General features: G+C 63.0%; 9 protein-coding genes. 6 read left to right on the forward strand and 3 right to left on the reverse strand.

The features are described 5' to 3' along the window. Positions 1-91: 91 nt before the first annotated feature. Both Pan216_RS14735 and Pan216_RS14740 read right to left on the reverse strand, forming a co-directional pair. The gene (locus tag Pan216_RS14735; protein ID WP_145258824.1) at positions 92-1,345 is read right to left on the reverse strand and encodes a DUF1501 domain-containing protein; all 1,254 of its coding nucleotides are present in this window, start codon (positions 1,343-1,345) and stop codon (positions 92-94) included. Further along, positions 1,333-2,907, reverse strand: a complete 1,575-nt coding sequence (locus tag Pan216_RS14740) for a DUF1549 domain-containing protein (protein ID WP_419192538.1) — start codon at positions 2,905-2,907, stop codon at positions 1,333-1,335. Before Pan216_RS14740 ends, Pan216_RS14735 begins: the two co-directional genes overlap by 13 nt. Positions 2,908-3,162: 255 nt before the next feature. On the opposite strand from Pan216_RS14740, the gene Pan216_RS14745 reads away from it, so the two are divergent. The 4 genes from Pan216_RS14745 (at position 3,163) to Pan216_RS14760 (ending at position 10,358) form a co-directional block, all read left to right on the forward strand. Then, positions 3,163-4,353, forward strand: a complete 1,191-nt coding sequence (locus Pan216_RS14745; protein ID WP_145258828.1) for a hypothetical protein — start codon at positions 3,163-3,165, stop codon at positions 4,351-4,353. A 406-nt stretch (positions 4,354-4,759) separates the two neighbouring features. After that, complete coding sequence (locus tag Pan216_RS14750; RefSeq protein ID WP_419192539.1) at positions 4,760-5,263, forward strand: DUF2760 domain-containing protein; 504 nt, start codon at positions 4,760-4,762, stop codon at positions 5,261-5,263. 78 nt (positions 5,264-5,341) lie between these two features. After that, complete coding sequence (locus Pan216_RS14755) at positions 5,342-7,165, forward strand: Hsp70 family protein (protein WP_145258832.1); 1,824 nt, start codon at positions 5,342-5,344, stop codon at positions 7,163-7,165. Between the two features lie 376 nt (positions 7,166-7,541). After that, a complete protein-coding gene (locus tag Pan216_RS14760) occupies positions 7,542-10,358 on the forward strand; it encodes an Hsp70 family protein (protein ID WP_145258834.1) in 2,817 nt (938 codons plus the stop codon). Between the two features lie 16 nt (positions 10,359-10,374). Here the strand turns inward: Pan216_RS14760 and Pan216_RS14765 are convergent, their stop codons facing one another. After that, on the reverse strand, positions 10,375-10,788 hold the full coding sequence (locus Pan216_RS14765) for an SET domain-containing protein (RefSeq protein ID WP_145258836.1): 414 nt from the start codon (positions 10,786-10,788) through the stop codon (positions 10,375-10,377). 226 nt (positions 10,789-11,014) lie between these two features. Here Pan216_RS14765 and Pan216_RS14770 point away from each other — a divergent pair, with 226 nt between their 5' ends. Beyond that, on the forward strand, positions 11,015-11,827 hold the full coding sequence (locus Pan216_RS14770; RefSeq protein WP_145258838.1) for a carbon-nitrogen hydrolase family protein: 813 nt from the start codon (positions 11,015-11,017) through the stop codon (positions 11,825-11,827). Between the two features lie 187 nt (positions 11,828-12,014). Beyond that, a complete protein-coding gene (locus Pan216_RS14775) occupies positions 12,015-13,475 on the forward strand; it encodes a serine/threonine-protein kinase (protein WP_419192540.1) in 1,461 nt (486 codons plus the stop codon). The last annotated feature ends 11 nt before the right edge of the window (positions 13,476-13,486 follow it).

Here is a 13,486-nt window from a genome sequence, read left to right on the forward strand (position 1 = left end):
GACCCGTAGGTCAGGCTATGGCCTGACATGAATACCGGTTGGTGTTCGTGATGGGGTCAGAATTACCCTGCTTTTACCGCGGACAACATCCTCACGTCGCGAGGAGTCTCTCGAGTGGCGTCCCCTCGCTCAGACGAATCGGCCGACCGTCGCGAGTCACGAACTCGACGGCCGGATCGATCGCCAATGCCGTCAAGACGGTGGCGAAGAGATCGGAGACCTGGACGGGATCGGTCGGCGACTTCGTCCCCTCGGGGTCGGTCGCGCCAATGACCTGGCCGGGACGAATGCCTCCGCCGGCCATCGCCACCGAGAACCCCTTGGGCCAATGATCGCGACCATCGAGCCCGTTGATCTTCGGCGTTCGGCCAAACTCGCCGGCACAGAGCACGAGCGTGGAATCCAACATGTCTCGTTCTCGAAGATCGCGGAGCAGCGACGAAAACCCCGCGTCGAGCGACTCGCACAGGGGCTTGTGCAAATCAAAGTTGTTCGCATGCGTGTCCCAACCGCCGAGCTTGACCTCCACCGCCCGGGCCCCCGATTCGACCAACCGCCGCGCCGCCAAACAGCTACGACCGAACGGAGTCTCTCCGTAGGCCTCCCGCGTTCGCGCGGGTTCCTCCTCGATCTTGAAGGCGTCGAGTTGGGGAGAATCCATCAGCGCCAGGGCGTTGTCGAACTGCTCCCGACGCAGCGCGAGAGCTTCCCGCGAACGACGACCGCGACGAACGTTCCCGTCGATCAGTTCCAGGGAACGAAGCCGGCGGTTCATCCGGCCGGGGGCGACCCGCCGAACGACATCTTGAGGCGGGTGGATCGGATCCCAAACGCGGAAAGGATCGTAGGTTTCACCGAGATCGCCGCCGCCAAGGGCCTCCCGACCAGACATGAACGTGATGTAGGGCGGCAACGCCCCTTCCGCTTCCGGCAACTCCGAGGCACAGATCGAACCGAGCGAGGGATACGCGACCGAAGGGTTGGGGCGATAGCCGGTCTTCAGGAAGTAGCGACCCCGAGCATGATCCCCCTCCGCACTGACCATCGAGCGAATGACCGAAAGGGAGGAGGCCTCCTCCGCCAGTCGCGGTAAGAGTTCGCTGAACTGAGCGCCCGCGAGCGAGGTCGCAACCGCCTTCCCTGGCCCGCCGATCGTTGTCCCGGGGTGAGGATCGAAGGTCTCGAGCTGACTGGGCCCTCCGTCGAGCCAAAGGATGATGAGGGACTTGGGACGCGACGGCCCCGCACTCAGCCGTTCGGCTCCGGCTAGGGCTCGCGAGGTCCACCAACCGAAACTCGCCAAGGAGAGCGTACCCAAGAAGTGACGCCGGCTTAGTGATTCCATGAGAACTCCATCGAATTGACCAGTGCCCAATAGAGATCCTCAATCGCCCGCTGGCGACTCTTGTCGTGGGTGTCGGAAAGAATCTCGACGAAGTGCTCCCGTTCGGCCTCGGTCGGCTCACGCGTCAGGCAGCAGAGGTACGCAATGTCAACGGCCGTCTCGTCGTCGGGAGCCAGGATCGCCACGCGTCCCGGGCCATTGAAGAGTCCTCCCTCGGTCGCTTTGTCGGTCTCCCGCCCGTTCATCAGAAAGAGCCGTTGGGGGAGGTTCGTGCCGCGAGGCGTTAGCTCCTCCTCGTCGAGAACGTCGCCGTAGCGATGGACAAACTTTCGCGTCTCGTCCCAGAAGACGAACTTGGTGACGAAGGCCGACTCCTCATCGACGGTGTGCAGGGAGCGGATCTGCTGAAGCGATTGGGCGATCTGCTCGGGACGAAGGCGCGTCATGGGAAATGCCGCCCACGCCTCTTCCTGGTCGAGCGTCACGTCCTCGGAAAGGGCCGAACTCGCGGCGAACGTCGGCAGGCTCACGATCACATGGATCAGCTCGTGAAGATCGTGACCCGATGCGCGGAATTCATCGGCCAACGCGGAGAGGACGTCCTCGTTGCCCAGCGCCGACTCGAGATCGTCGACCGGCTCCACGAGCGCCTTCCCCATGAGCAGTGCCCAGACCCGATTGACGAACGCCTTCACGAAGTACGGGTTGTCGGGGTGCGTGGTCCATGCGGCGAGCCGTTCGCGCGTCCGCCCCTGGCTCGGCAACAACTCCGGAGCATAGGGAACGCTTGGCGTGACCAGCAGTCCCTCCTTCTCGTCGGGGTCCTCGATGCGGTACTCGGTCCCCGACTCGCGAACGCCGAAAAACCCGACCTTCGTGTTCCCGAAGAAGCCCGCGAGCCCGCGAAAGTCGTCCTGTTTCCAGTCGGCGAAGGGATGATCGTGGCACTCGGCGCAGTCAATGCGGAGGCCGAGAAAGGCCCGCACCGTGCGGCTCGCCAAGCGGTTGGGAGACTGCTCGTTGCCGGTGACGTAGTTGACCGCCGGCCGGTCGGTCCAAAGGCCCTCCGACGCGATGACGTCGCGGACAAGCTCATCGTATGGGCGCCGCTGCGAGAGCTGATCGGCAAGCCACGCCACGAAGCGACGTCGGCGGAAGACAAAGAAGGGCTTTCCCTCGCGCGATTGCACCATCGCCCTGGCGAGCCGTTCCGCGAAGTAGTCCGCGAACCGGCGATCGGCCAGCAGTCGGTCGGTCCACTGCCGAAGTCGCGTCTCTTCTGGCCAAGACTGGATCAGCCGAATGTCTTCGAGGGACGGAACGGTGCCGACGAGGGCCAGCGAAACGCGCCGAGCGAGCAGCAGGTCGTCGACCCGCCTCGCCGGGTTGAGCGATCGGTCCTCCCACTCTACGTGAAGCAGGCCGGCGATTTCGGCGGCGGCTGTCCGCTCGTGGCTCCAAGTGTCGGCGGGATGCTTCGCGGTCGCGTCCAGGACAATCCATCCAGCCACCAGCGCGACGGCTAGCAGAATCGAGAGGTACAGTTGGCGTTGTCTCGTCATCGCGTCTCTCTCGAAGAGGGGCCTACCGATCGTCCCCGGCAGCGGCGAGCGATTGCCACCACATGAAAGCTTACCAGCGGTGGCCCCTGAAAGTTTCATCTCCGTTGCCGCGAAACCTGGAGGGGGCTTCTCTGGTAGTATGCTGCGTGAAGATCCATCGTGGGGGATTCGACCGCGTTGCCGCCGGGGCCGCCTCCAACGGCCTACCGCGATTGGACCACTCTGCGTCGTTCTCTTGTCGCGAGGAACTCGACCGTGAGCTCCGCCATGCTGCCAGCTCGCTCCGCGCTCGCCGAGTCGCCGACCTTCCCCGGCGCGGAACAACCCGGCGCGGGATTGGGCGAGACATCTCTTTGGCGTCGCCGAGTGCTCGCACCGTTCCGGTCGATGGGGCGGCTGATCTCGAACCTCTTCGCGGTCCTCGCGCTGGTCGGCATGCTCGCGGTCGTCGCCGCGATCCCGCTCGTCCAGATCCTGGTTCTGGGCTACTTTCTGGAGGCCTCGGGCCGCGTCGCTCGCACGGGAAAGTTCCGTCACGGTCTGCCGGGCCTTCCGCTCGCCCGTCGCTTCGGACTCGCGACACTTTGCATCGCCCTGCTCTTGCTACCCGCGACGATCTTGGGCTCGCTGCACGACGACGCCCTTCTCATCGCTCCGAACGCGACGCGAACCGAGGTCCTTGGCATCGTCAGCGGTTTGGTCGGGCTCGCCACGTTGGGGCATCTCTGTCTCGCGCTACTGCTCGGTGCCGAGTGGCATCGCTTTGTGCGGCCGATCGCCAACCTCCGCGAAGCCTATCGCCGACTTCGGGAGCGACGGTTCTTCCGAAGCGTTTGGGAAAATGCCACGTCGTTCGTTCGGCAACTGCACTTGCCTAAGCTCGCGTGGCTGGGACTCAAGGGATTCGTGCTCACCCTCGTTTGGCTCGTCATTCCCTCGGCGATGCTCGCCGCTGGCGGCAATCGCCCCATTGTCAGCCTTCTCGGTGGACTGGCGATGATGATCGTCGTGCTCTACGTGCCGTTCGCCCAGGCCCATTTCGCGGCGGAGCAACGCTGGCGGGCGATAGTCGATCTCCGGACGGTCCGGTATCGGTTCGCGAGGGCGCCGATGGCCTTTTTGTTGGCTCTGGTACTGACGCTCTTGATGACGATTCCGCTCTACCTGATGAAGGTCGAGATGCTGCCTCGCGACATCCTGTGGCTGCCCACGTTGATCTTTGTGGTCACGATTCTACCACTTCACCTCATCACCTCATGGGCCTACTCCCGAGGAATTCGCCGCGAGCGTCCCGTGACGTGGATGCTCCGTTGGCCCTGTCGGCTGCTAATGCTCCCGGTCGCGACGATGTACGCGTACGTCGTCTTCCTCAGCCAGTACACGAGCTGGCGGGGAGCGATGGGACTTTTCGAACATCACGCCTTTCTCGTGCCGGCCCCGTTCTGACCTCTCGGGAGAGCGAGGCGGAACAAATCCGACGAAGAACAAACGATGTCGCCCCGGTGGGGCTCGTCTCGATCGTCCCATCCAATTGGCGCTGACGAGCCAGGCTTTATTCGGCCTCCGCGTTGCGGCGACATCGATCCTCCTCTGTTGGTGACACGGACCGACGCTCGGCAAACCGGGACTCCGAGAGGGAACGAAAGTACCGACGGAATCCCTTGTCCTGGGCCCTCTGGTGAAGCGTCGACCTTGTCCACCTCTTCTCCTTCGCTATCCCTATCTCCTTACCAATTCGTTGGAAAATGAAGACGAAACGCCGCGCCGACGCAACTCGGTCACGGCGCCAACGCGTGAGACTCGTGGACCATGGAGTCCCCCCCTCGCGTCGTTGTTGAGAGGAGGTCCTTGCGTGGGTCGATTGGGACTGGCGTTCAAAGCGTTCTTTCAAACGCTCACCAACGCCGACTTTGCGGACAAGGTCGAGACGCTGGCACTTCCCGCTCCCGCGGAGCCGAAGGAGGAGAAGCCGACCATTCAACCGGAACTTGTCGGCCTCCTGGCTCTCTTTCAACGCGAGGGACGGCTGATCGACTTTCTCAAGGAGGACCTCGGCGGGTTCGGCGATGCCCAGATCGGGGCCGCGGCGCGCAGCGTTCACGAGGGTTGCCGCAAGGCCCTTGAGGAACATATCTCCCTCGAGCCAATTCTTTCCGAGTCGGAAGGGGCCAGCGTGAGCGTCCCGGCAGGGTTCGATCCCGCGACGATTCGCGTCGTGGGTCAAGTCGCCGGCGATCCCCCCTTCCAAGGAACCCTGCAACATCACGGATGGAAGATCGCCGAAGGCTCCGGACCGGTGAGTCTTCCCAAGACCGACCAACTCGTCGTCGCGCCCGCCGAAGTCGAGATCCCCTAGCGTCGGCACTCCGCACCAGCAACCGAACCTCCTCGCTCGTGGCCAACCCGTCCGGGCGACGGTTGGAGAAGGACGACCATGAGCAACGGCACCAGCCGCTATTCCGTCGGCATCGATTTGGGAACCACCAACTGCGCCCTCGCCTATGTCGATCACGGGTCCGAGGACGACAACGCGATTCACGTGCTCGCGGTTCCGCAACTGGCTCACCCTGGCGAGGTGACCGAGCGACCTCTGCTCCCCTCGTTCACGTACATTCCCGGACCACACGAACTCCCCGCCGGCAGTCTATCGCTTCCCTGGAACGAGAATCCCGCGGCGGGCGTCGGGCTCATCGCTCGCAGTCTCGGCGAGAAGATCCCCAGACGCATGGTCGCCTCGGCGAAGTCCTGGCTCTGTCACGGCGGCGTCGATCGCACCGCTGCGATCCTTCCTTGGGGAAGCGAGGACGACGTCGAGAAGATCTCTCCCCTGGACGCGACCGCCGGCTACTTGATCCACCTTCGCGAGGCGTGGAACCATCTGATGGCGACCGAGCACGTCGATCATCGCCTCGAACAGCAGGAGGTCTTGCTCACCGTCCCGGCCTCGTTCGATGCGGTCGCGCGGGACTTGACGATGCAAGCCGCCACTCAAGCGGGTCTGCAACAAGTGACGCTTCTAGAGGAGCCGCAAGCCGCCTTTTACGCCTGGCTCCACAACCGTGGCGACGAGTGGCGCGAGCACGTCGGCGTCGGCGACGTGGTACTGGTCTGCGACGTCGGCGGCGGGACGACCGACTTCACGCTGATCGCCGTCGGCGAGGAGGCGGGCAACCTCACCCTCGAACGCTTGGCGGTCGGCGACCACATCCTCGTTGGCGGCGACAACATGGACTTGGCGCTCGCCCACACGATCAAGGCGAAGATCGAAGCCGACGGAACGAAACTCAGCTCCGCCCAACTGATCGCCCTTTGGCACGCGAGTCGCGCCGCGAAGGAGAAGATCCTGGCCGACCCGGCGGTTGACTCCTGCCCGGTGACGATCGTCGGCCGCGGAAGTCGGCTGATCGGAGGAACACTCCAAGCCGACCTGACGCGTGACGAAGTCTTTCAGGTGATCCTCGACGGGTTCTTCCCGGAGACGAAGAAGGATGACCTTCCGAAGCCGGCCCGCCGAGCCGGCCTTCAGGAACTGGGACTGAACTACGCCTCCGACCCGGCCGTTCCCAAACACATCGCTCAGTTCCTCACCGACAACAAGAGTGCCCTGCCCGACGGCAAGGGGAACATCGTCCATCCGAGCCGCATCCTCTTCAACGGCGGCGTGCTCAAGGCCGGTCCGGTTCAAGAGCGGATCCAGACGATCCTGAGCAAGTGGAGCAAGTCCGACAAGGTCCCCCCCGCCCAGGTTCTCATCGGGGCCGACCTCGACTTGGCGGTCTCCCGAGGAGCGGCTTACTACGGGCGGGTGCGGCGTGGCAGCGGCGTTCGCATTCGCGGCGGCACCGCGCGGAGCTACTATGTCGGCGTCGAGTCGGCGATGCCCGCCGTCCCCGGCATGGTCCCACCGATCAAGGCGCTTTGCGTGGTCCCTTTCGGCATGGAAGAAGGGACCGAAGTCGACGTACCCGAGGAGGAGTTCGGACTCTACGTCGGCGAGGCGAGCGAGTTTCGCTTCCTCAGCTCGACGCATCGCAAGGAGGACTCCGTCGGGACGATGATCGAGGATTGGGAGAGTGCCGGCATCGAGGAACTCGCTCCGCTCGAAACGACCCTCAGCGCCGAGGAGAGCGACTCGAGCGTCGTGCCCGTCCGGCTCCGCAGCCGAGTCACCGAACTGGGGATGCTCGAGTTGTGGTGCATCGCACGCGACGGCAAGGGAGAATGGAAGCTGGAGTTCAACGTCCGGGAGCAACGCTAGTCGGATGGTCGGGTTCGTGGAGTGCCACCCCATGGGCACTGGCTGACAAGTTGCCAGTGGCACCCCAAGAGCAAGTCCAAGCGCTCTCCCTTGTCCAAGGGGAGTCCAAACGCTCCCCCTTGTCCAAGGGGAGTCCGAACGCTCTCCCTTGTCCAAGGGGAGTCCGAACGCTCTCCCTTGTCCAAGGGGAGTCCAAACGCTCCCCCTTGTCCAAGGGGGAGAAGGAGGGGGTCTTCCTAGGGAACGTTCGCGGAGGGGTTTTCTCGGCCGCAAACCGATCGACCCTCGGCCGCCAACGGTTCGCACGACGAACCATCGGGTCGACCAAACGCGACGAACCGACAACCAACTGAATTGCGACATAGAGCCATCGCGCATGAGTACCTCTCGCTACATCATCGGCATCGACCTGGGAACGACCAACAGCGTCGTCTCCTACCTCGACACGGATACGGGCGATGAGCAACTCGCCGAGATCCCGATTCTCGACGTCCACCAACTCCTCGGCGAACGACAAGTCGGCCCGCGACCGCGGCTACCTTCCTTCCTCTACCTTCCCAGCGAGCATGAAGTTCCCGAAGGATCGCTCGCCCTTCCCTGGGACGAAGAGGCGCGGAGCGCGGTCGGCGAGATGGCGCGGCAACGTGCCGCGATGACGCCTGGGCGCGTCGTCACCTCGGCCAAGTCGTGGCTCTGTCACGCCGCGGTCGATCGGACCGCGAACATTCTGCCGTGGGGAGCCCCCGAGGAGGTCGCGCGCGTCTCGCCGGTGGAGGCATCGACGCGCTACCTCGCCCACTTGCGTCACGCATGGAACTACCTCATGGGGAAAGCCGCTCCCTTCGAGGAACAGGAAGTGATCCTCACCGTCCCGGCTTCATTCGACGAGGTCGCCCGGGAGTTGACGGTCGAGGCGGCGCGCGACGCGGGGATCGAGCACCTGTTGTTGATCGAGGAACCACAGTCCGTCTTTTACAACTGGCTCTTCGATCACCGTGACGATTGGGCCGAGTCGGTCGAACCGGGACAGTTGATCCTCGTGGCGGACGTCGGCGGTGGCACGTCCGACTTCAGCTTGATCGAGGTCGAAGCCAAGGGAGAAGAGGTCGGGTTTCGACGCATCGCGGTGGGCGAACACCTGCTTCTCGGCGGGGACAACATGGACCTCGCGTTGGCGGCGTCGCTCGAAGAGCAACTCGTCGCCGGCGAGAAGCGCCTCGACGCGATCCAGTGGGCGACGCTTCAACACGCCTGCCGCGCCGCGAAAGAGGATCTTCTCTCTCCCGAGGGACCGAAGGAAGTGCCGGTGACCGTCGCGGGGCGAGGGAGTTCCCTAATCGGCGGAACGCTGCGCGCGTCGCTATCGCGAACGACGACGATCGATCGAATCCTCAATGGGTTCTTTCCGTTGACAGGGCGCGAGGAGATGCCGTCGCGTTCGGCCCGCGCGGGTCTTCAGGAGTTCGGTCTGCCCTACACCTCCGACCCGGCGATCTCGCGACATATCGCCGCGTTTCTTCGCGATGCAAGCCCCACGTCGGACCAAGGGCCGCGTCGCCCGAACTTCGTCCTCTTCAATGGAGGTGTCTTCAAACCGGACGTTCTCCGGGAACGTTTCGTCGATCTGGTGGGAAGCTGGTTTCCCGACGAGCCGCCGCCTGTGATCTTGAACCGCCAAGAGACCGACCTCGACCGAGCGGTCGCGCGGGGAGCGGCATACTACGGCCTCGTTCGACGCGGGCGCGGCGTTCGCATCGCGGGAGGGACTCCGCGCAGTTTTTACGTGGGGCTCGGTGGTGCGGGAAGTGCCGCGGAAGGCGATGTCGCCGACACGATCTGCATCGCTCCCCAAGGCCTCGAGGAGGGAGATCAAGTCGAGATCCCCGACCGGGAGTTCGAACTGCTCATCCGCCAGCCGGTCAGCTTCCCGTTCTACTCGTCGCGAACGCGGCCGACCGACGCCGTCGGCACGATGGTCGCGAGCAACTCGCCCGCGCTGACGGCGCTGCCGCCGATTCGAGCCGTGCTCCCTTCGGGCAAGAAATCGCAAGCGGCCACGGTCCGCGTTCATTTGGACGCGATCTTGACCGAGGTGGGGACGCTCGAGATCTGGTGCGTCACCACCGATGGCGATCGGCGTTGGCGGCTCCAGTTCGACGTCCGGCAGCAGATGCGTAACGAAGCCGCCCAGGACGCCGAGGATGACCTATCGGCGGTTGTTGCCGAGGATGTGCTCGACCAGGCGCTCATCGACAAAGGTCAAGAGCTGATTCGAGCGAGCTTCGGCTCCGGCAAAGGCCCCGATGGTCTTGACGCCAAACCGGAACGGCTTGCGAAGAACCTCGAGGTTGTCCTCGAACGAGGAAAGAACTCCTGGCCACCCAACGCGCTGCGTGGTCTCTGGCCCGCGGTGCTCGAATTGGAGGAACGTCGCCAGGCCTCCCCCGCGATCGAGGTCCGCTGGCTCAACCTCGCGGGCTTTCTGCTTCGCCCCGGTTTCGGCTATCCGCTGGATGAATGGCAAGTGAAACAACTCTGGAGGCTCTTTCAGGAGGGAGTCCGGCATCGCAAGGACGTGCAAAGTCGTTCGGAATGGTGGGTTCTCTGGCGTCGCGTCGCGGGGGGCTTGACACCGGCCCAACAGCAAGAGCTCTTCCGTCGGGTCGTCCAGAATCTTCCCGCGACGACGGCGAAGCCGAAGAGCAAACGGCGCGGGGGTCGCTCCGAGCAGGAAGAGACCGAGATGTGGCGACTGGCGGCGAGCCTCGAGCGGATCAACGCATCCGACAAGCTCGCCCTCGGAGAACGAATCCTGAAAGGGCTGCGTAAGGGGAACGGTCGTCCGTTCGAGTTCTGGTGTCTAGGTCGTCTTGGAGCCCGGGTCCCCTTCCACGGTCCCGCCGACACGGTAATCGCGCCCACCGACGTCGAACCGTGGATCAACCAACTGATCGATCAAGGAGAGACGTCGTCGGAGGCTCTCTTCGCCCTCGTCGAGATGGCTCGGCGCTGCGGCGATCGCGCGCGGGACCTCAAGGAGGATCTCCGTGACCGCGTCATGGGGCATCTGCAGAAGGCGAACGCGGCGGAGCGATTGGTCCGCATCGTGGAAGAAGTCGTCACGTTGGAAGCGAAGGAAGAGTCGATGATCTTCGGGGAATCGCTACCCGCGGGACTACGTCTGGTCGATTGAGAGCACCGGCGGCCAGTTAGCGGCCGTTGGCGCTGGCCTTGTTCTCGATCACGTCGAATCCGACGGGAATCTGCTTGGAGGGTTCCCCGTTGTAGTTGATGGTGATCTCCTCGCCGGCCTGGATCTCGCGCAGGGCGCTGAAGATCTTGGTCTGTACCCCTGCGTCGTCGTAACGGGCATTGGGGCTGTAGGAGTGATTGTAAAGCGAGCCATAGCCGAGAGCTAGGGCGACCGTGTCCTTGCCCCACTCGAAGACATAGTAGGAGAGCTTGGATTCGCCGTTCTCGGGGAAGATCTCATCGTTGGGCAGAACGAGGACGGGACAGCGCTCGAAAATGACCCCTTTGGGGATGGTGCGGCGCGCGACCACCCCGCGTCCCTTGCCGGGAATCTTCCTCACCTCGATCAACTCCGACTGGCAGAACGCCATGGCTCATCCTCATGCGGCTAATGGGTATCGATCTAGTCGTTATAGGATCGAACGAGGGCTCGACCATCATCGCTGAGCCCGCGGTCGTGATCCTGTGAAGATTTGCCGCCATTGGCGTGGACTGGTCTTCCCCTAAGTCCAATGGTCGACTATCGCTGCGACCTCCTGGCCAGAAACGGAACCGTGAGGAGCCGATCCCTTTCGCCGGGGGTTTGTGGGAGCAGTCATGTCGCCAGTCGTCGCTTCGATTCAGTTGGAAACCATTCCTCTCGCGATTGACGATAACCTGGATCGCGCCGACCAGTTGATTCGTCAAGCCTGCCACGATGGTGCCGAGATCGTGGTGTTGCCCGAATTCTTTCACACCGGCTACATCCTGAGTTCGTACTGCCTCGATCACGCCGAACCGATTGGCGGCAAGTACACGAAATGGATAAAATCGCGAAGCATGCGACACGGGATCTATCTCGGAACCTGTTTGGCGGAAAAGTCTTACGACGGGCACTTTGATACCTTCGTCCTCTGCACTCCTTCGGGGGACGTGATGACGTATCGCAAGCGCTATCCCGCCCCGTTCGAACACTCGTACTTCCGGGCCGGCAAGTCGGAAGGTATCTTCCATACGCAACTTGGGCGCATCGGCGTCATGATTTGTTGGGACATGATCCAGCGTCCACTGATGAGGGAGATGCGCGGCCGGATCGACTTGCTGCTCATCTCCGCGGCGTGGCCGGATCACGCGGGAGGGAATCTCCCCTTTCCGATCATGGGCCCCCGGATTCGACAAAAGTGTCTCCAACGCCCCGGCGATTTGGCCCAAAAACTCGACGTTCCGGTCGTTTTCTGCAACATGACGGGCCAGTTCTGTTCATTTCTCCCCGATTTGGGGCTCGAATTCAGCAGCCCTTTCGTCGGAGCCTCCTCGGTCATCGATGCTGGCGGGACCGTTCTCGATCGACTCGGACGCGAAGAGGCGATCGCCACCGCGCCCGTTTCCCTTCCCGGCAGCGGCGAACACCAAATCCTCAAAGCGGCTTGACCAGCTTTGCCCATTTAGTTCGACAAGATCGGATTGGCGAGCTAGGGTATTCATGTCGTCGAGTGATACCCGGAAGCCGCCAACGACACGTGGATCAACGTGACTTCAAGGACTCGGGTGAGCTAGACCAGAAGGATCGTGGTGTCTGGTTCTACTCTTCATGTCCGATCTCAACGAGGAGGTCGGGATGCCGGTCGAAGAGATTGAGTCGATGGGTATTGTCTCACTCTCACGCTCCCTCAAAGCCGATGTGGAACCCTTGCCGGGCATTCGCCTCAAACGGCGTCTGGGCAAAGGGGGATCGGGAGAGGTTTGGGAAGCCCTCTCCTCCGATGGCGTCCCCAAAGCGGTCAAATTTACCTCCATTCGCCACCGCGCCGCGGCCGCGATCGAGCAAGAACTCTCCCACCTGAAGACGATTCGCTCCATCAAGCACCCTTTCCTCGTCCAAATCGATCACGTGGAGGTCGTGGACGAGTCGTTGGTCATGGTGATGGAGTTGGCCGAGAGGAGCCTGGTCGACCGCTTTGCCGAGCGGGTCAATCTCGGCAAACGAGGGATCTCACGTGACGAACTGCTCGACTATCTCTCCCAGACCGCCGAAGTTCTCGATCTGCTGAGTAATCGCCACGATCTGCACCATTTCGACATCAAGCCATCCAACTTGTTGCTCTCTCATGGCCAGATCAAGGTAAGCGACTTCGGACTCGTTCAGGTCCGTACGAGCGGCGAGGACGAGGGACTCCAGACCTTCAGCCCCGGCTACGCTCCTCCGGAGTTCCTCGAGGGAGCGATTGACGCGACCGCCGACCAGTACGCCCTCGCGGTGACGTACCAAGAGATGCTCACCGGCCAGCGTCCCTTTCGAGCAACGAGCATTCTCGAACTCGCCGATCAACAACGCTACGAGTCGCCGCACGTCGCCTTGCTACCAAGCAATGACCAAATCATCCTCGGGCGAGCGCTGCATGCCGATCCGACGCAGCGATTTGGAAGTTGCAGCGAGTTCGTTCAAGCGCTTCGTGCTTCCGACGAGTACGTCAACGATCTGACCGAATCGAAACTACACCGGCATATCGCCCCGCCCCCCGGATCGGGAGTCGCTCCCGGCGAGCACACGGGACGCAACCCCGGCAAATCGGGCCTCATTCTCCATTTGGGCAGCAACGCCAACATGACCCCTTCGCCGGGGCCCCATACGCGGCCGGCCCATGAGGAACCCACGCCGAAGCCCGAGCACGAAGAGGACGAGGAGAACCGCCACGAGGTTCGAGCGACTTTCACCGCGGCCCTGCCCATGGAGATGTACGCCCTGAAACTCCGGGCCTTCATCGACCTCTTCGGCGCGGAAGTGGTCGAAGCGACCCCGGAGCGATCGGTGCTGCAACTGCGTCCGAAGAGCTTTCTCGGACTCCGCTCTCCGAAGGCTCTCTACGCACGGATCGAAACCCTGCACAAGCAGGATTCAAAGCGATTCAGCGTCGTCGACATCTGTATTTGGAGCGCCGCCAAGAAGTTGCGCGACGAGGAGTTGATGACGCGAGGGGCTTACCTCATCCGCGCCCTCAAGTCTTTCTTCATGGCGACCGACGAGAAGGTGAGCTTCAACTTCGAGTCCCGCGACGTCCGCAACGAGTTGTGGAAGTAGCGTCCCCCATC

The sequence above is a fragment of the Kolteria novifilia genome (assembly GCA_007748055.1).
Classification (GTDB): domain Bacteria; phylum Planctomycetota; class Planctomycetia; order Kolteriales; family Kolteriaceae; genus Kolteria; species Kolteria novifilia.